The sequence below is a fragment of the Arcobacter aquimarinus genome (assembly GCF_013177635.1).
GTDB classification, from domain to species: Bacteria; Campylobacterota; Campylobacteria; order Campylobacterales; family Arcobacteraceae; genus Aliarcobacter; species Aliarcobacter aquimarinus.
Genome location: NZ_CP030944.1, coordinates 1,027,385 through 1,045,909, shown reverse-complemented (window position 1 = coordinate 1,045,909; position 18,525 = coordinate 1,027,385). Strand labels below are relative to the sequence as shown.

Below are 18,525 nucleotides of genomic sequence, written 5' to 3'. Positions count from 1 at the left end.
AATGAAAAAAAAATATAAGATTTATCTACTTTTATCAATCATTTTTACATTGATTCTTTTTGCACTTGGAATTGGTATAAGATATATCATCGACCCTGTTGGATTAAACAATAAATTCAATTTAGGTTTATACAAAGATATAGCTTTAGCATATAGAACACAAAAATTTGTAGAATTAAATGAGATAAAACCAAATACTTTGATGATAGGTGGAAGTAGAGTTCACTATCTAAGACCAAATGATTTAAAAAAATATACAAATGACAAAGTTTATAACCTAGGGCTTAGTTATTCGACATTAGAAGAACAATACTATTTTTTAAAATACTCATTAGAAAATTTTGAAATAAAAAATGTAATTATAGGAATAAATCTTTATACTTTTAGTGAAATTTTAGAAGATAATTCAAGTGATTTTGATAAGGATATTTTTACAAATAAATTTAACTTTTATCAACAAATCAAACACTATTTAGAAGTTCCATTGTATAAATATCTAAAATTTGCTTTTACAAATAATTTTACAGAACCATTTTATAAAGATGGAGCAATAACAGCTTATCATCAAAATATTGTCTTAACTGGAAAGAGTTGGGAACAAAGAAAAAACAACTCTTACAATGGATATATTGAAAAGTACAGAGATTATTTACAATGGGGAGAAACAAATCTTGAGTATTTAAAAAAGATGGTTGAACTATGCAAAGAATATAAAGTAAATTTAAAAGTTTTTACAACTGCTATTCACACCTCTCAACTAAATATTTTAAAAGATTTAGACAAAATGGATATCTATTATAAGTGGAAAGAAGAAATTGCAAAAATCACACCTTATTGGGATTTTATGTATGATAATAGTATAACAAGAAATGATGATAATTTTGTAGATACTTCTCATATAAAACAAGAGTTTGGAATACTATATTTTGCTAAACTTTTTGATGATTCATCAGTAGAAGTACCAAAAGATTTTGGAATTTATGTAGAAAAGAAATAATTCCAATCCTAAGATTGGAATTACTCTATATTTATTTTGCGATTTTATCAACCCATGAACTAATTGGAGTTACAATTTTTTGTAATAACATACTTACAAGAATAAATGCAACCATCCAAGCAACAACAGCCGCCCAAGAAGGTAAATAATCAAAGAAGATATCATATCTTGCCATTAATGGCCAGTGAATTAAATAGACTTCAAATGAATAAAGTCCATAAATAGCTAAAAATTTATTGTCAACTTTTTTAAGTGAGAAAATCACAATAAATGCCAACATAATAACTATTGAAGTAAACTGTTCAACATAGAAACCTTTTCCTAAAAATGCAGTTAATTTAGGCCAATGATTTGCAGTTGTGTGTAAAGACATATAAACAACTATTGCAAACATTAAAACTATTATCACATATCTTGAAATGTTACTATTTGCTCTAAACTCTTTTAGATATTTTACAAGTTTATTCTCTTTATCTTTTGACTCAGTTAATAACCAAGCAGCAATAATACCCATAGAAAATGCAACTGTATGTAATCTATGAAGCCAATTATCACCCATATCTAATGGATTAGAAGTACCAATTATTGTTGCAATTACTGCAAGTATAATAGCACTTAACCAAGGTTTACTAACACTAAATACAAGTGGAAAAAGAATATAGAACATCAACATCCATGTAATATACCAAAATGGTGAGTTAACATCTCCAAATCCAATAGCAGTTGGAAACCATCCAAGAACTGATTGTATCATGTATGGAAGTGGATAAAAAATCCCTAAAAACAGTGCATCAGCAGCAAAAATAATAATCAACGCAACCCAAAATGGAATAAAGATTTTTATAACTCTTCTTTTATAAAAATCTAAAGTAGGCATTGGTTTTTTTAACATTCCTACAGTTAAACCGTACCCAGACATAAAAAGGAATAAATCAACTCCAACCCCAGCTATAATAGACAAAGGAAAAAGAAACTCAGGATTTGTAACTTTCATATATGCAAAGTGTGCAAAAACAACTGTTAAAATACCTAAACCTTTAAGTTCTTGAGTTACAGAAATTGGAAAAACATCTGTATGTTGAGATTTCTTAAATGTAAGAAATAAAACCAATAATAAAACAGCAATAACAATATTTGTTGCAAATGATATGTTATCCGTTAGTGTGATTGGTGCAAGAGTGTTCGGCATCAGCCCTCCAAATTTTAAAATGTTTCCTTAAAAAAATATCACTATTGTCTTTAAAATAATGATATAAGTTTTTTTAAATGCGGCAATATGATAGCTTAAAATCTTTTATTAGTCACTTATAAATTTTTATAATTTTTTTAAGCTATTTTCAATAAAAAAAGCTTATTATATTTCTTTGAAAAAAAAGGATAATTTTAATGAAATTTGAAGAACTAATACATGGAAAATTAATAAAAAGATACAAAAGATTTTTGGCTGATATTATTTTAGAAAATGGTGAAACAGTAACTGCACATGTACCAAACAGTGGAGCAATGACAAGTTGTATAGAAGAAAATTGTGATGTTTGGGTAAGTTTCCACGATAACCCAAAAAGAAAACTAAAATATACTTTAGAACTTACAAAAATAGCTAAAAACTTAATCTGCACAAATACAAATGTGGCAAATAAAATAGCTGTTGAAGCAATAAATAATAAAACAATAAAAGAGCTTCAAGGTTATAAATCTTTAAAAACTGAACAAAAATATGGACAAAGTAGTAGAATAGATATTTTGCTTGAAAATGAAAATCAAAAATGTTTTGTTGAAATAAAAAGTGTGAGTTTGAAAATAGATGATTTTTTAGCTTTTCCAGATGCTGTCACATCAAGAGGAACAAAACATCTAAAAGAGCTTGAAGAGATGGTCAAACTTGGACATAGAGCTGTAATGTTATATGTTATTCAAAGAACTGATGATTTACCTTTTAAATTAGCTTGCCAAATTGATAAAAAATATTGTGAAACTTTCAATGAAGTTACAAAAAATGGAGTTGAAGTTTTAGTTTATCAATCTAGCATAAATTTACAAGAGATTATAATCAAGAATTCATCCAACTTTTTACATTAGAAGCAAAATCAAAAGGTACTTCTAAAGGTATATTATGACTCGAACCTTCTCTTTTAATCATCTTTATATTATGTATTGTAGTTGTTAATTTTTTTAAGGCTTGTTTATTTAAAAGTCTGTCTTTTTCACTATAAAATATCCAAATAGGAAAATCTTGATGTATTAAATCTTCAAATAAATCTTTTCTATAAAAAGTAGAAGTGAGTTGAGAAATAAAACAATTTTTTCCTAAATCATTAAACATATCAATAATTGTTTGTATCAAGTCTTTGTCATTTTGATTTCTTTCTTCTACTAATGATAAAGCCTTTTCATAACTCAAACCAAAGCCCTCTTTTTCAATAATTGCAAACTTCTCTTTTCTTCTTTCAATTTCAGCTTCATTTGTAGCTCCAGGAGTTGCGGCAACCATAAAAATTCTTTTTATTCTATTTGGATAAGTAATTGCAAAATAAGAAGCTATATATCCACCTAAAGAAAATCCTAATAAATTTATTTTTTCTTCTTTTATTTCATTAAATAAAATATCAATTATTTCATCAAAATCTTCACTTCTTGGTATTGGAATATGAACTATTTCATACTCATTTTCTAAAAATGGAATAACCCTTTTCCACAATCTTTCATCAGTCATAAGTCCTGGAATAAAATAAATTTTTTCTTTCATATATAAAACCCAAATATCAATTTTTACTTGATTGTACAAGAAAATTACTTAATGATTTTTAATATAAGTTTTTCTTATTTATTTTAGATTAAGTACACTTATATAATAATTATAAAAATAAATATTTTAGGGATTAAAATTATGAATAAATTTGATAAATTTAGAAGCTTTTGTAGACCATTTAGAATTGTTATAGGTTTAGTTTTAATAGCTATTGGATTTTTTACAGATAATGCTTGGTTTTATTTAGGAGTTATTCCTTTGATAGTTGGTCTAGCAGACTTTTGTCCTGTTTGTATTATTAGTAAAAAGTGTACACCTAAAACAAAGGCATAAAAAAAAGGAAGATTTAAAATCTTCCCTTTTAACTCAATTCAACTCCACATTTCTCACAGTTTTTTCTAAACCATCCACGACCTGGATATTTACCACAACTTGGACACTTCCATAAGAAAAATACAAATCCTAAATATATTACAAATCCAGCAATAGCTCCATTAAACCACGTATCTTTTGATAATCCTGCAATTTCTTCTAAACCTTTTACTTGTATTACAATATTTGGTGCTAATAATAAAAAGAAGATAAATGCTGTAATTTTAGCATTTCTTATTACAACAGCAAACTCTCTTTTTATCTCATCACTATTTTTTTTAGCCATTTTATTTATCCTTTAAAAAATTTAAAATAATCATTCCATAAAATTTACCATCTTTATAAAACTCTGCTCTATACTTATTTTTTTCATTATCAACAGAAAAACTATCAACTATATCACTTTTTTTAATCAAAATATCATCTTCGCTATCAACACCATCTTTACTAAAACCAATGATATTTACCCTAAAATCACTCTTTAATATTTTAAAATTATCTTTTACATCTAATTGTGAAGCAAATTTTGTTTCAATTATTTTACCATCAATTTCTACTTTTATTTTTTCTTTATACTCTTTTATTTCAAATATTTGAGGATAAAAATCAGAAACTTTTATATTTCCAATATATAATTCATATCTATTATCAATAGCTTTTATATCACCTAAAATATGCTCAAATTTGAAATTATTATTCTCTTTTTTTAAAGGTACAAATCTAGTAGTTCTTTTTATATCACTTAAATCAAAAGCTATATTATCATTGATAATAACTTTTCCAAAATCATAAAGTCTTTTTTCTACTTCTTTATAATTATTTATATCAAAATCTCTCTCAAACTCTATATCCATAATCTTCATAAACTCTTCAATTGATTTTAATTGATAAGTAACTTTATGTGCTAAATCAGTAATATTTTTACTTGTTTCTATAGCAAATGCTGGTTTATTATGAGTTACTGCATAATAAGTCAAAGAGAGTTGCATTTGTTCATCTTTGAATTTTGTTTGAGTATTTTTAACTCCAAAAGAGTGAAAATCTTCAAATAAATTATCTTTGTTTAGATTTTTATTTACTAAACTTGCTATTTCATCTAAATTACCAAATTTATCAAGCCCATTTATCTTTTCTTGGTCAATGATAGTTGCTTGTCCCCAAGCATTTGGATTAAAGATTGCATTTTCATATTGTTCTCTATAAAAACCATATCCATCATGTAAATTTAGTATTAAATCTACATTCTTTTCTATAATTATTTTTTTGATTCTTTCAACAACAAAATAATCAGGGTCTTTTTTATCAATAATATTAAATTTTCTATTCATATCATTATAAATTCCTCTTCTATTTGCCATAATACTATGTCCATTTAGATTTGGAACTATCCAAAGATTACCTTTTTTAATTTTATAATACTTCTCTAAAAATGTAGGAGCAAAATATCCACCTGGCTCATCACCATGAATTCCACCAATTACAAGTAAAGTATGTCCAGTTAAAGTTCCTTCTTTTTTATATAAATCAAAATCTTTATTTTGCGCAAAAAGATTTATAAATACAAGAAGTAATAAAATAATAAATTTCATAAATATCCTAATTATCATATTAAAAATGCCAAAAATGGTATCTAATATCTAGTTAGAAAGTGGTTAAGTTATATATATTATTTTATTTCTATAGGAAGTAAAGAAAGAAAACTCAAAGCTTCAGGTAGTGAAAATAGAGCTTTTGTTAAATCATTTTGTTTTGGGTCAATCAAATAATTTTTTGATGTTCTAAAATCTGCTTTTTTTAGATTATTTTTTATAAAAACTGTTTGTTCTAAATCACAATTATCAAAAAGTGATTTTTCCAAATTACACTCTTCGAAACCACAATCTCTTATAAGTGTATCTATAAACTTCATTTGTCGTAAATCCATAATATGAAAAGAGTTTGAAGAGATATTACAAGATTTAAATTTAACCTCAAAAGGTTCTTGAGATGAACTCCATGAAATTCCAATAAGTTTACAATTTTCAAATATTACATCATTAAAAGTACAAGATTTTAAAGAAGATAAAGATAAATCACAATTTACAAATTTACACTCTGTAAATTTGCAATTTTGCATAAGGCTTTTTGAAAAATCACATTTTATAAAAGTGCAATCATCAAAATAAATAGAATTTAAACTTTTATCATTATATTCAATAAATTCTTCTTCCCAATAATCATTTGTTTTAAACATAAAATCTCTTTTTACAAATTATGATAAATATTTTTCACCAGCAGCTACTGTAAATGTCATCTCTACTAATAAATCTGGATCTACAAGTTCAGCTTTTACACACGCTCGACTTGGAGCACAATTTTGCGGAAACCACTCATCCCAAATCTCATTTAGAGCATCGAAATTTGCAAAATCAGTGATATAAACTGTAACTGCTAAAATTCTTGATTTATCACTATCAATCAGAGCTAAAGTAGCTTCTGCTTGTTCAAATATTTGTTGAACTTGCCCTTTTATATCAGCCGTTGAATCACTATCAGCGATTTCTGTAAATGTTCCAATTCCGTTGAAAACTGTAACATCTGACCATCTTTTACATGGATTTATTCTATGAATTTTCATTTTTCTTTTCCTTATTTAGTAAATTTATTTATTCTAATTCATCTTTATGAACTATTGAGTTGTACTCTTTTGAGTAAACTAAATCCCCTGAATATAACTGTTCAATATACTCATCAAACCAAGACGAGAAACTTTGAGCTACTATTTCCCTCTCACCTAATTCATACCATAAAGTAATAATTTGACCTTTTGTACCACTTGCCGTAGGACTTAAATCAATACAATAATGATCTCCACAACCATCACTCGTAAATGGTATCCAGTTTACATTCCACCAGTCACTTTTAACTCCATCATCAGGAGTTGAAATTTTTCCTTGAAGTTCACCCTCTAATAAATTTTTCCAAGTGTTAAACTCTTCAATAATACGCTTGGTTGATAAAAACTCTTGAGAATCAAAAAGCCAAGCCAAATCGCCTTTTTGACCATTATGTATTTTTAGTACACTAATAAAATCATCAGGTAAATCAACACCCAAAGCATTTTTTAGTTCTTCTATCTCTTCATTTGTAGCAGGAGGATTTAAGTCTAATAAACCATCACTATAATTAAGTGTAAGCCACTGCTTAAACTTTTCAAATTTTTCATTCATTTAAATCCTTCATTTTTTTTCAATCAATCTTTGAAAAAGTATATCTTCTAAGTTTCTTCGTGAATCAACAACTAATAAAACATAAATTTTTGAATTGTCGATTTTAAAAATGATTCTATATTTTTCATAGATAATTTCTCGATATTTTGAAATACCAATTTGTTGTAACTCAGGTACAACTCTTTTTCTTTCGGAGAAATAGTGTAGATTTTCACACTCTTTTTTGATTTCAAAAAATATCTTTTTGGCAATAGTTATACTATCTATTTTGATATATTCGATAATTGATTCTAAATCAAGTTGGGCATTTTTTGTCCAAATAACTTCAAACTTGTTCATTTGAAATTATCCAAACAGTTTATTTTCAAGATTTTCAAACATTTTATCTTGTTTTATTACTTCGTTGTTTTCAATATCGTTTTCACTTTGAACAATCAATTTTAATAAATTCAAAGAATTTTGTAAATTTTCATAACTTTTAATATCTTGAACAACCGCTTTTGCTTCGCCATTTTGTGTGATGATTATCGTTCTTTGATTTTCATTTACACTGTTTATTACTTCAGCTGTTTTTGCTTTTAGGTAACTAATTGGTTTTATATCTTGACTTAAATGCATGAATTTACCTTTTTAATTAAGATAATACATTGTACTAAATTTAGATTTAATTTGGTGTTAATGAGATAATTTAAAATCATTATTTTTATTTTATTTATTGTAAAATTATTAAAAAATAATCTGAGTAAGGGTAGAAATGGAAAATAAGGTATATTCACGTGAGACTATTGACTTTGCAAAAGAGCAGGAATCAATTTTAAATAAATTATTATATAGAGAAACTCCTTCTGAAGAAACAAGAAAAATTGGAAGAGATGATTCTATGAAAGATTATGCAAGAATTCTTTATTCTTCTTCATTTAGGAGATTACAAGGAAAAATGCAATTATTAGGAATAAATTCAACAAATTTTACAAGAAATAGATTAACTCATAGTTTAGAAGTAGCTCAAATAGCTAGGTCTATTGCTCATAATTTAGAGCTTGACAAAATCATCTTTGCTGAAAGTTGTTCCCTTGCTCATGATTTAGGAAATCCTCCTTTTGGTCATTATGGAGAGGTGATTTTGAATAATCTTGCGAAAGATTATGGAGGATATGAAGGGAATGCTCAAACCTTCCGAATACTTAGAAAATTAGAAAAAAAACATCATAAATATGAGGGATTAAATTTAACTTTAAGAACACTATTTGGAATCACAAAATATTTCTATAAAAGAGAAGAAATAAATAATTCTTTTTTAATTTTTAAAAATTCTAAAATAAATAAAAAGTTTTTATATGATGAAGATTATAACTTTTTAAAAAATGAACTTATTAAACATGAAATAACTATAACTAAAAGTATAGATGCCCAAATTATGGATTTAGCAGATGAAATAGCTTATGCAGCACATGATTTAGAAGATGCCTTAAGTATTGGAATTATAAGCTTAGGTGAAATGATTCATGAATTTAAAATTAGTGAAAAATATAATTGTGCTTATGATTATTTTTTGGAAATTGTAAAACCAGTACAAGATATTGCACTAAAATCAACTAAACTTAATACTTCAGAAGAATATTCTGCTGTTTTAAGAAAAGAATTAACTTCTACAATAGTTCATAGTTTATGCCTTGATATTGGAATAATAGAAAAAGATGGTGTAAAACAATTAGGATTCAAAACTAAAGAAAAACTGTCAGAAGGACTAAAAAAACTCTTATTTAATGCAATTTTGAGAAAAAAAAATGTTCAACATTATGAAAAAAAGGGTGAAAAAATAATAAGAGGATTATATGAAGTTTATACTGATACTAAATATAATAAAAATAATATTTTATTACCTGCTGAATATAGAAAAAGAAATGATAAACAAGAAAGACTTGTAATAGATTATATTTCAGGGATGATGGATTCTTTTGCAGAACAAGAATACATCAAATATTTTGGGAAAAGCGAAATTGAGAAATTATATTTTAAAATATAATTTCTTATTTAACTCAGGTTTTTCATTTTTCAAAATACTTCTCTTGAAAAAATTCAGGCATCAAACTATTTTATAAATATCTTTCAATATCCAATGCCCCATGAAATACACCTAAAATATCAATTGTATTTTCATTTTTAATTAAATATGCAATTCTATAATGCCCATACAGTAATATTCTTATCTCTTTATGTTGACTATTTTCGTATTCATAACCAATTCTTGGAAAAGATTGAAGTATTTGTACTTTTTGATATATTTCGGTTACAACTTTTTTAGCAATATCATTTTTATCCAAAACTATGTAATCATGAATACTTTTAAGCCAATTTTCTGCTTCTTCTGTCCAATATATATCTACCATTGTTTTATTCTATTTTTCATCTCTTGATTTGAAATAGTTTTATTTTCAGATGAGTCTTTTAAGCCTTTTTGAATCATTCTATCAAAAGCTAACTCTTTTAATATTTCATCATAAGATGTATCTTCAGGTAATGAATCAATCACTTTTTTTGCTTCTTGTTTTGGTGCTGTCATAATAAACTCCAACATTTTAAATATAAATTATTTTATCGAAACGATGTATATTTTATCTTTAAAAAAATCACCCTTCCCAAAATTTAATCTATACGCTGCCCCATATTCTTCTTAGTCTTATTAGTAGCCACAGCTTCAAAAGGGTTTATAGGCCAATAGTGTTTTTTATACTTTGAAAACAACTCTTTTCTTACCTCATCGTATGAGTTTTCCCAAAAGCTTTTCAAATCATTTGTTATTTGTATTGGTCTTAAAGCTGGGCTTAGAAGATGTATTTGCAAAGCAATACTATTGTTTAGTATTTTGGGAGTAATATTTAGTCCAAACATCTCTTGTATCTTTACTGCTAAGATTGGATTTTTTGGGTTTGAATAATCTATTTTTATATTTGAACCACTTGGAACTAAAATGCCACTTGGAGCAAGAGTATCCAAAAGTTGTTGTTTTTCCCAAGGTATTATTCCAAGTAAGATAGAGTACATATCCAAAGCTTCAAGCTCTTTTACTGTTGTGATATTTTGTAAATATGGCTCTAGCCAAATATCAACACTCTTTAGTAAAGCTTCATTTGTAAATAGTGGAAATTCACTATTCATATTTTCATTTATAAAGTTCACCCTATTTTGCAACTCGATAGCTTTTTTACTCCAAGTTAAAAGTTCTAAACCCTCTTTTTTAATCAACTCTAAAATAAGTTTTGAGAAATCATGCTTAGCTTCATTTGATATTGCTCTTGAATATAACTCTAACTCATAGAAATAATAGTGCTCTTTTATATCAAACTTTTTATTCTCTTTGTTGTAAGTGATTGATTCTTTCTTTTTTATATATGATTCAAACTCTTTTTCGATAGTTTGCAAAGAAATCTTCAAAGCTTGGTTTATGTATGAGTCTTTGTTTTGTGCATTTAGATTTGCTATTACTAAAAACTCTTCATTAAACAGACTATCTTCTTGATTTAAAATAGCACCTTTCCCATTACTTAGTTTATATCTATTGTCGTTTTTTCCTCTTTGTTTTGCCAATCTATCAGGATATGCTAAAAGAAGTAAAATACTCAAACTCTCTTCATCTATCTCTTTTACTTTTTTATTTATAGTTTCTATACTTTTTAGTTTGTTATAAAAAAACTCTGCTTGTTTTAAAATATTTGTTGCTTGAAATTTATTTATATAAACACTATCAAAATCTTTTTCATACAAATGTAAAAACCTTGAATATATGTCACTATTTGAACTCATATTTTTAAAAATATCTTTTTCACTTAACATCGCAGATAAAAGTGATGCTTCATAAGCAAAGCCTAATTCATTTGCTCTTAATATCATAAAAGCTAATCGAGGATGAAGACCAAGAGTTAAGGCTTTTTTTCCTAATGTACTTATTTGATTATCTTCATTTAGCATTTGTAGTTCTTTAAGCACTAAGTTTGTACTATCTTCTACCACCTTTGAAGGATAATCCAAAAATTTAAACTCTTTTATATCCTCATATCCCCAAAGTGCTAAATCCAAGAAAAATGAACTCAAATCAGTTCTTAAAATCTCAGCTTTACTTGTATCTTGTAGTATCTTACTTTTATGCCAAAGTTTATAACACTTTCCATTGCTTAGACGACCTGCTCTTCCTGCTCTTTGTATTGCTGAATCATTTGAGATAAAACATAGTTCTAAATGATTCATTGCATTTGAGTTATTATAAACTGATACTTTTTCTAATCCTGAATCAATCACAACTTTAACACCCTCAATTGTCAAAGAGGTTTGAGCGATATTTGTAGAAAGTATTATTTTTCTTTTATTTGATTTTGTAACTGCTTTGTCTTGCTTTTCTTTACTTAGATTAGAATACAAAGGAAGGATTTCTATATCTTTATCTTTCAAACTCTCTTCAAGTGATATTTGAAGTTTTTGTATCTCACCTGCTCCTGCTAAAAAGACTAAGATATCTCCCTCATCTTCTTTAATAGCTTTTAATGTAGTATTTAAAAGAAGAGTATTTATGCTTTTATAATCTGGTTGTTTTATATTTGCTTCAAGATAGATATTTTCAACATCATATATTTTTCCTTGTGAAGTTACAACTGGCACATCTCCTAAAAGATTCTTTAACTCACGTGAGTCAAGAGTTGCAGACATAATCAAAAGTTTTAAATCATCTCTTAATAGTTCTTGTACTTGAAGACAAAGAGCAAGAGATAAATCAGTATGAATACTTCTTTCATGAAATTCATCAAAAATCACCATAGCCACATCTTCCAAAGCTTGGTCACTTTGAAGTTTTCGTACAAGTATTGCTTCTGTTACAACTAATAGTTTTGTTTGTTTAGAGTAACAACTCTCCATCTTTACTTGATAGCCTACTGTTTGCCCTACTTCTTCACCTAGTAGTTTTGCCATTTGAATTGCTACCATTCTTGCTGCGACTCTTCTTGGTTCTAGCATAATTATCATTTTATCTTCAAGGCAAAGCTCATCAAGTAAAGAGATAGGAAAAACTGTACTTTTACCTGCCCCTGGAGGTGCTTCAACTATAAGTTTTGAGTTTGAGTTAAGTATAGTTTTTATCTCATCTAAAACATCATAAATAGGAAGGTTTTTCATTTTTCTGAATATTGCTCTTGAAAAAATTCAGGCATCAAATTTATCACAAAAGGGTATTGTCTTAGAAGTTCAATCATTACATCATATACTACTGTTGCATCTTCTGAAGCGTATTTTATTTGCCCAGTTGTTAGTTTTTCATTTTCCCAATTTGATTTTGACATATTTTTTGATTTTTGTAATTTCTTATTCAAGATTATTGAAGAAGCTTTTTTAGCTCCTAGTTGATTTTTAGAAGATAATTCTTTAAATATATCTTCTAAATCTATCATTGATTTAACTCTTAGATTAAATTGTTTATAAAGTGCTACGTTATCCCCTTTTAATCCCGTACCTATTTTTAGTACTTTTTCATCTTCTAAAAAATCTATCAAAGGTTTTAGGTTTTTGATTTGTTTAATTTGAATAAGATAGCACTTCTCTTTTGTAGCTAACTGAATAAGGCAAACACCATTGTTTTCTTGACCTTTTTTGAATGTTGGTTTTTGCTCACTATCAAAACCTACAAAAGGAGTTAGTTGGATTTTGTTCATTGCACTTTCAAGTTGTTCACAAGTGTTGATAACTTCAATAGTTCTTTTGCCAATAGTATAAGGAGTTTGTAAATCACTATTGATACAATTAGCGTTATCAATTAGATTAAAAAGTTTTATCATTGATTTTAGAGAAGTAGAACCATCTTTTAAAACATTTTTCAAAACATTTTCAACTTCTTTTTCTAAATCATCTTCACAAAAATTTCGAATAAGATTTAATCTATTTTGGTTGGAAATTAGATTTATTATTTTGATTATGAACTCCTATTTATTAAAAACAAATTTTATCCAAAAGTGCTTAAAGCTGTAAGCTTCTAATCACTATAAGGTTAAAAAGATATAATTTTGCAATATTAAAATGGATGAAATTATGAAATTAAAAAAATGGATATTTATAGCAATATTTTTAGTGATATTTTATTACGCCTTTATTGCAAACTTTTTTATTACCCTTTCTATTCTTGTTTCTTTATATGTTGCATTTAAGATATACAAGTTTTACGCAAAAATGAAGCTAAATAAACTATTAACTTCAAAAGAGTTATTTAGAAAAAGTATTTTAGGACATTTTGTTGCACTTGTTGCAAAAGTTGCAAAAGCTGATGGTAGAGTTCATGAATTGGAAGCTCAACTTATTGGAATGATGTTTGATGATATTTCTAAAGTTTTTAATGAAAAAGAAAAAGCAAGAGCTATCATGAAAGAGATTTTCAATGAAGAAAAACAAGTAAGTGATGATACAAAACAAATAGCTCAAGAGTTAAATAAACTTCTTGGTCGAAGTATTTTAAAACGTAAACAATTTATAACATTTTTAATCCAGTTAGCTTTCATCGATGGTGGAATTAGTGAGGAAGAGGAAAAAGTTTTAAAAGAGATTATGACTGAATTAAATATTCCTCTATCTTCTTATGATGAAATTGTAAATAAATTCCAAAATATGATCAAAAACAAACAACAAACTATGAGTTCAAAAGAGGCTTATGAGATTTTAGGGGTAAAAGAGAGTGATGATATGGATACTATCAAAAAAGCATATCGAAAATTAATCCGTGAATACCATCCTGATATTATAAATTCACAAAACAAAGATGAAGCATATATGGAAGAAGCGACAGCTAAAACTCAAGAAATCAACCAAGCTTATCAAATAATCAAAGAGTTGAAGAAATAAGCTTACTCTCCGTTTATAACAGATAGAACTGTTGCTCTACTTGTATTTAGTTCTTCTGTTATTTTTGATATATCTACATTTCCATTTTCTGTATAATAATTCTCATCATCCAGCATTTTTAATATCATATCTTTTTTATCAAGAATCTCTTGTAATGTTTGTCTAGTAGCAAAAGTGAAATCATCTTCACTCATCGTTTTCATAGCTTCCAAATCTCTTTTTATAGTAGCAACTGTAACTTTTAGTTTTTTGGCTAAATCTATTGGATCTTCAATACCTTGTAAAATCAAATCTTTTATAGCTATTCTTCTAATTTTGATTTTACGTCTACGATGATAAGAGATTTTCATTAGTTTTTAGTATCTTTTCAATTGTTAATTTAATTCGTATTCTAATTAACAGTAGCTTTAGTTTCTATATTTAAGTACAAATTTACTATATTAAAATCTTAATAAATAAATTTATGGATAAATATAATAATGAATAAAAAAAATATAGAAACATTTAATGAACTTAGCAATTTATGTGATTACTCTTTTGTGGAAAACCTAAATAGCGACCCAGATGCAAAATATAGTGGAGATAATAAATTTCCAAGAGAGGTTTTTAGTGGACATTTTGTTCCTGTAATGCCAACTCCTATCAAAGACCCGATATATATTTCTCATAGTACTAACTTTTTTAAAGAGTTAGGCTTTAGTGAGAACTTACTAAAATCAGATGATTTTATCAAACTATTTTCAGGTGATATGTCAAATATATCAAAACCTATGCAAAATATAGGTTGGGCAACTGGATATGCCTTATCTATTTATGGAACAGAATATTATGCACAATGCCCTTTTCAAACTGGAAATGGGTATGGTGATGGTAGAGCAATCTCAGTTTTAGAAGCTGTGATAAACGGTAAAAGATGGGAATTTCAACTAAAAGGTGCTGGAAAAACACCATATTGTAGAGGTGCAGATGGAAGAGCAGTTTTAAGGTCAAGTGTAAGGGAGTTTTTAGCACAAGAACATATGCACGCACTTGGTATTCCAACATCAAGGTCTTTAACTCTATTTACTTCTAAAAAAGAGCAAGTTCAAAGACCTTGGTTTAGAGATAATTCATACTCAAAGGACCCAGAAGTTATGATAGAAGAAGATGTTGCAATTACTACAAGAGTTGCCTCTTCTTTTTTAAGAGTTGGGCAAATAGAACTTTTTGGAAGACGAGCTAGAAAAAATGAACATGAAAATGCTCTAAAAGAGTTAGAAATGATTGTTTTACATTTAATTGATAGAGAATATAGTGAAGTAATCAATCAAGATTTAACTTTAGAAAAAAAGATAATATTACTAGCAAATGAGTTTCAAAATCGTCTAACATCAATGGTTGCTAACTGGATAAGAGTTGGATATTGTCAAGGTAACTTCAATAGCGATAACTGTGCAGCTGGTGGTTTTACTCTTGATTATGGTCCTTTTGGATTTATTGAGATGTTTGACCCAAAATATCAATCTTGGACTGGAGGAGGCAATCACTTTTCATTTTTTAATCAGCCAGTTGCTGCTTTTAAAAACTTCAAATCATTTTGTAGTGCACTAAAACCACTACTTAGTTCAAATAAAGATGCTTTAGAAGAACTAGAAAAAATCGAAAATAACTTTTCAAAAGTTATGCAAGAAAAGATGGAAAGTATGTGGGCTAATAAACTTGGACTTGAAAAGTTTGATGTTGAGTTGTTTGAAGAACTAATCAATCTTATGATAGATACAAAAGTTGACTATACTATATTTTTTAGAGAATTATCAAATATACCTGATGATATAAGTAGCCTTGAAAAAAGTTTTTATGGAAAAATACAAAATGAAAATATCAAATTAAGATGGAACAGTTGGCTTGAAAGTTGGAAATCACTCATAAATATAAATGATGAAGAATCAAAACAAAAACTATCAAAGCAAATGAAACTAACTAATCCAAAATATACGTTAAGAGAATGGCATTTAGTTTGGGCGTATCAAGAAGCCCAAGATGGAAACTATGAACCGACAAAAGAGTTACAAAAAATCATGACAAATCCATATGAAGAACAGACAAAAGAGATAGAAGAAAAATATTATATTAAAAAACCTTCAAATTTTTTTGGAATAGCTGGGATATCGCATGTGAGTTGTTCGTCGTAGGAAAGATTTAACTTATACGTTCTCAAGCTGGAGCTTGAAATGAAGGGAAATCTTAATTTTTATTTGGTTTTCTTTTCATGAAAGTTCCATCAAAAAGTGAATTACTTTTGTTTATATATCTAGAATGTTAAAATTTTAAAATCAATTATAGGTTGATATGCAAAATCCAAATTTTTAACAGCATTTCTATACAACTGATACAACATATTTTTAATCCTAAGCTTTTTAAATTATTGAAATATTAAAGTTTTTTCACTTAGTACAATATTAATAATTAATATCAATATAAGTAGATAAATAATACAATATGCTCTATTATCAATAAAAAAATTAAAGGTTATTAATGAAAAAAATAAAAGATATTTTAATATTTGGAACTTTTGGATGGGGTGTTTCTTTTGGAATTATATTTGCTTTACATAGATATTATATAGATAATATCACAACTCCTCCCTTTGGTTCATATATTGTTTTTTCAATTCTTTGTTTAGTTGCTGGAACTTTATTTGGTTATTTTACCTCTAAAATTAAAAAAGATGAAAATATATGAATATTTTAGTAAGTAGACCAAAAAAGTTTATTGATAAAACAAGAGCTTACAAATTATATGTTGATGATGTTTTTATAATGAATATAAGAGATAGTGAAGAATTAAATATTGTATTACCTTTAAATTCAAAAAAAATTTGTGCAAAAATAGATTGGTGTAGCAGTAATGAATTAGATTTAACTGAATTAAAAAATAATGATAAATTGAAAATTCATAATACTCATTCAAAAAATATTTTAATACCTTTTTATATATTATTTATAATATTTTTTAGAAAAAACAACTATTTAAAGATTGAAAAAATCTAATTTTATATTGCATTTATATACTATAATAATATTTATAGGAGAATTTGATATGGAAAATTGTAAATTTGGTCTAAATGACCATAAACCTTTTTTAGGAAATAAAGAAAAAGAACATCACCATCATGGAGATAGTTGTGGGCATGACCATAGTATTAGTGGACATACACACGATCACAGAGGAACAGATAAAAAAGTTTTAAAATGGGCATTATCAATTACCTTAATTACTATGTTTTTAGAGTTCTTTTATGGATTTTTATCAAATTCTTTAGCACTTATTTCAGATGCTATTCATATGTTTACTCATTCATTTGCATTAATTATTTCATTAGCAGCAATCGTTATTGCAAATAAAAAAGCTCCTATTGAAAAAACTTTTGGATACTATAGAATAGAAGTTCTTGCTGCTTTTATCAATGGAATTACAATTATTTTATCAATCATTTGGATTGTTTATGAAGCAATTGAACGTTTTTTGAATCCTGAAATAATTGACATTAAAACTGCTTTGATTGTTGCGATAATAGGACTAATCGTAAATATTATCACTGGTGTAATTTTGATGCAAGGAGATAGAAATAATATAAATTTAAAATCTGCATTTATTCATATGCTAACTGACGCTTTATCTTCTGTTGCAATAATTATAGGTTATATAGTAATACATTTTACTTCATGGTATTTTATAGATATTATTTTAGCTATTCTTGTTGCTTTTGTTATTGCAAAATGGGCAATTGATATACTAAAAAATTCGATAAATACTTTGCTTGAAAGTTCTCCTTTAAATATAAATGAAGTAAAAGAATATATTTGTAAAAATGAAAAAGTTATTGAATTACATGATATTCATATTTGGGAAATAACTCAAAATATGTACAATATGACAGCTCATGTTAAAATCAATAAAGATGATTTAGTACATTATGAAAAAATTTTACATGAAATAAATCATCAACTAAAAGAAAAATTTAAAATAGTTCATACTACTTTTCAATTTGAATGGTAATATAAACAACTAAAAAGAGAAAACTCTTTTTAGTTATCCTTTGAATTTTTTACAAGATTAACATACCAATCATCATTTATATCTTCTAATTCCAAATCTCTTAAAACTATTTCAAGTTCACTACCTATCATATTAAGTTCATCTATTTTTTCTTCAGGAATGAAAAGTGCTTCTGTACAATACTCAAATAATTGTTCTTCACAAATAAAACCATCTTCCATTCCCCAACCATCTTCAAACTCATCTATTAAAAAATATCTCTCTAACTCTTTCAATCATTTCTC

At 26.6% G+C, this 18,525-nt stretch carries 24 protein-coding genes; 9 read left to right on the top strand and 15 right to left on the bottom strand.

What is annotated here, in order from left to right:
• Window position 1: 1 nt before the first annotated feature.
• Window positions 2–997, top strand: a complete 996-nt coding sequence (locus AAQM_RS05110) for a hypothetical protein (RefSeq protein WP_228254526.1) — start codon at window positions 2–4, stop codon at window positions 995–997.
• A gap of 31 nt (window positions 998–1,028) precedes the next feature.
• On the opposite strand, the gene AAQM_RS05105 is transcribed toward AAQM_RS05110, so the two are convergent.
• Window positions 1,029–2,186 (bottom strand): acyltransferase family protein, encoded by a 1,158-nt coding sequence (locus AAQM_RS05105; protein ID WP_129095403.1) that lies wholly within the window; start codon window positions 2,184–2,186, stop codon window positions 1,029–1,031.
• Between the two features lie 197 nt (window positions 2,187–2,383).
• On the opposite strand from AAQM_RS05105, the gene sfsA reads away from it, so the two are divergent.
• Window positions 2,384–3,076: a DNA/RNA nuclease SfsA gene (gene sfsA, locus AAQM_RS05100; protein WP_129095402.1), complete on the top strand. Its 693-nt coding sequence runs from the start codon at window positions 2,384–2,386 to the stop codon at window positions 3,074–3,076.
• Here the strand turns inward: sfsA and AAQM_RS05095 are convergent.
• Window positions 3,048–3,743 carry an alpha/beta fold hydrolase gene (locus AAQM_RS05095; RefSeq protein ID WP_129095401.1) on the bottom strand — a complete coding sequence of 232 codons (696 nt, stop codon included), beginning with the start codon at window positions 3,741–3,743 and terminating at the stop codon, window positions 3,048–3,050. The two genes, sfsA and AAQM_RS05095, sit on opposite strands and share 29 nt — an antisense overlap.
• 141 nt (window positions 3,744–3,884) lie before the next feature.
• Between AAQM_RS05095 and AAQM_RS05090 the strand changes: the two genes are divergently transcribed.
• The gene (locus tag AAQM_RS05090) at window positions 3,885–4,079 is read left to right on the top strand and encodes a YgaP family membrane protein (RefSeq protein ID WP_129095400.1); all 195 of its coding nucleotides are present in this window, start codon (window positions 3,885–3,887) and stop codon (window positions 4,077–4,079) included.
• 28 nt (window positions 4,080–4,107) lie between these two features.
• Here the strand turns inward: AAQM_RS05090 and AAQM_RS05085 are convergent, their stop codons facing one another.
• From AAQM_RS05085 to AAQM_RS05055, 7 genes are all read right to left on the bottom strand, one after another.
• Window positions 4,108–4,404: a hypothetical protein gene (locus AAQM_RS05085; RefSeq protein WP_129095399.1), complete on the bottom strand. Its 297-nt coding sequence runs from the start codon at window positions 4,402–4,404 to the stop codon at window positions 4,108–4,110.
• A 1-nt stretch (window position 4,405) separates the two neighbouring features.
• Window positions 4,406–5,707 (bottom strand): M99 family carboxypeptidase catalytic domain-containing protein, encoded by a 1,302-nt coding sequence (locus AAQM_RS05080; protein WP_129095398.1) that lies wholly within the window; start codon window positions 5,705–5,707, stop codon window positions 4,406–4,408.
• Window positions 5,708–5,784: 77 nt separating this feature from the next.
• On the bottom strand, window positions 5,785–6,351 hold the full coding sequence (locus tag AAQM_RS05075) for a pentapeptide repeat-containing protein (protein WP_129095397.1): 567 nt from the start codon (window positions 6,349–6,351) through the stop codon (window positions 5,785–5,787).
• Window positions 6,352–6,369: 18 nt separating this feature from the next.
• Window positions 6,370–6,735, bottom strand: a complete 366-nt coding sequence (locus AAQM_RS05070; protein ID WP_129095396.1) for a RidA family protein — start codon at window positions 6,733–6,735, stop codon at window positions 6,370–6,372.
• A 28-nt stretch (window positions 6,736–6,763) separates the two neighbouring features.
• Window positions 6,764–7,327, bottom strand: a complete 564-nt coding sequence (locus tag AAQM_RS05065) for an SMI1/KNR4 family protein (protein ID WP_129095395.1) — start codon at window positions 7,325–7,327, stop codon at window positions 6,764–6,766.
• A 9-nt stretch (window positions 7,328–7,336) separates the two neighbouring features.
• Window positions 7,337–7,666, bottom strand: a complete 330-nt coding sequence (locus AAQM_RS05060) for a type II toxin-antitoxin system RelE/ParE family toxin (RefSeq protein ID WP_129095394.1) — start codon at window positions 7,664–7,666, stop codon at window positions 7,337–7,339.
• A 6-nt stretch (window positions 7,667–7,672) separates the two neighbouring features.
• The gene (locus AAQM_RS05055) at window positions 7,673–7,945 is read right to left on the bottom strand and encodes a type II toxin-antitoxin system Phd/YefM family antitoxin (RefSeq protein WP_129095393.1); all 273 of its coding nucleotides are present in this window, start codon (window positions 7,943–7,945) and stop codon (window positions 7,673–7,675) included.
• Between the two features lie 136 nt (window positions 7,946–8,081).
• Between AAQM_RS05055 and AAQM_RS05050 the strand changes: the two genes are divergently transcribed.
• A complete protein-coding gene (locus AAQM_RS05050) occupies window positions 8,082–9,353 on the top strand; it encodes a deoxyguanosinetriphosphate triphosphohydrolase family protein (RefSeq protein WP_129095392.1) in 1,272 nt (423 codons plus the stop codon).
• 70 nt (window positions 9,354–9,423) lie between these two features.
• Here AAQM_RS05050 and AAQM_RS05045 read toward each other — a convergent pair whose 3' ends face one another.
• From AAQM_RS05045 to AAQM_RS05030, 4 genes are all read right to left on the bottom strand, one after another.
• On the bottom strand, window positions 9,424–9,717 hold the full coding sequence (locus AAQM_RS05045) for a type II toxin-antitoxin system RelE/ParE family toxin (RefSeq protein ID WP_129095391.1): 294 nt from the start codon (window positions 9,715–9,717) through the stop codon (window positions 9,424–9,426).
• A complete protein-coding gene (locus AAQM_RS05040) occupies window positions 9,711–9,905 on the bottom strand; it encodes a hypothetical protein (RefSeq protein WP_228722704.1) in 195 nt (64 codons plus the stop codon). The genes AAQM_RS05045 and AAQM_RS05040 overlap by 7 nt, the downstream gene beginning before the upstream one ends.
• A 68-nt stretch (window positions 9,906–9,973) precedes the next feature.
• On the bottom strand, window positions 9,974–12,493 hold the full coding sequence (hrpB, locus tag AAQM_RS05035; protein ID WP_129095390.1) for an ATP-dependent helicase HrpB: 2,520 nt from the start codon (window positions 12,491–12,493) through the stop codon (window positions 9,974–9,976).
• A complete protein-coding gene (locus tag AAQM_RS05030; protein ID WP_129095389.1) occupies window positions 12,490–13,191 on the bottom strand; it encodes a 3'-5' exonuclease in 702 nt (233 codons plus the stop codon). The genes hrpB and AAQM_RS05030 overlap by 4 nt, the downstream gene beginning before the upstream one ends.
• Before the next feature lie 346 nt (window positions 13,192–13,537).
• On the opposite strand from AAQM_RS05030, the gene AAQM_RS05025 reads away from it, so the two are divergent.
• On the top strand, window positions 13,538–14,203 hold the full coding sequence (locus AAQM_RS05025; protein WP_164967051.1) for a DnaJ domain-containing protein: 666 nt from the start codon (window positions 13,538–13,540) through the stop codon (window positions 14,201–14,203).
• A 2-nt stretch (window positions 14,204–14,205) separates the two neighbouring features.
• On the opposite strand, the gene AAQM_RS05020 is transcribed toward AAQM_RS05025, so the two are convergent.
• Window positions 14,206–14,553: a hypothetical protein gene (locus AAQM_RS05020; RefSeq protein ID WP_129095387.1), complete on the bottom strand. Its 348-nt coding sequence runs from the start codon at window positions 14,551–14,553 to the stop codon at window positions 14,206–14,208.
• Between the two features lie 129 nt (window positions 14,554–14,682).
• Here AAQM_RS05020 and AAQM_RS05015 point away from each other — a divergent pair, with 129 nt between their 5' ends.
• The 4 genes from AAQM_RS05015 (at window position 14,683) to AAQM_RS05000 (ending at window position 18,241) form a co-directional block, all read left to right on the top strand.
• Complete coding sequence (locus AAQM_RS05015; RefSeq protein ID WP_129095386.1) at window positions 14,683–16,374, top strand: protein adenylyltransferase SelO; 1,692 nt, start codon at window positions 14,683–14,685, stop codon at window positions 16,372–16,374.
• 343 nt (window positions 16,375–16,717) lie between these two features.
• Window positions 16,718–16,924 carry a hypothetical protein gene (locus AAQM_RS05010; RefSeq protein ID WP_129095385.1) on the top strand — a complete coding sequence of 69 codons (207 nt, stop codon included), beginning with the start codon at window positions 16,718–16,720 and terminating at the stop codon, window positions 16,922–16,924.
• On the top strand, window positions 16,921–17,232 hold the full coding sequence (locus AAQM_RS05005) for a hypothetical protein (protein WP_129095384.1): 312 nt from the start codon (window positions 16,921–16,923) through the stop codon (window positions 17,230–17,232). Before AAQM_RS05010 ends, AAQM_RS05005 begins: the two co-directional genes overlap by 4 nt.
• Window positions 17,233–17,281: 49 nt before the next feature.
• Complete coding sequence (locus AAQM_RS05000) at window positions 17,282–18,241, top strand: cation diffusion facilitator family transporter (protein WP_129095383.1); 960 nt, start codon at window positions 17,282–17,284, stop codon at window positions 18,239–18,241.
• Between the two features lie 29 nt (window positions 18,242–18,270).
• On the opposite strand, the gene AAQM_RS04995 is transcribed toward AAQM_RS05000, so the two are convergent.
• Window positions 18,271–18,516 (bottom strand): hypothetical protein, encoded by a 246-nt coding sequence (locus AAQM_RS04995; RefSeq protein WP_129095382.1) that lies wholly within the window; start codon window positions 18,514–18,516, stop codon window positions 18,271–18,273.
• Between the last annotated feature and the right edge of the window lie 9 nt (window positions 18,517–18,525).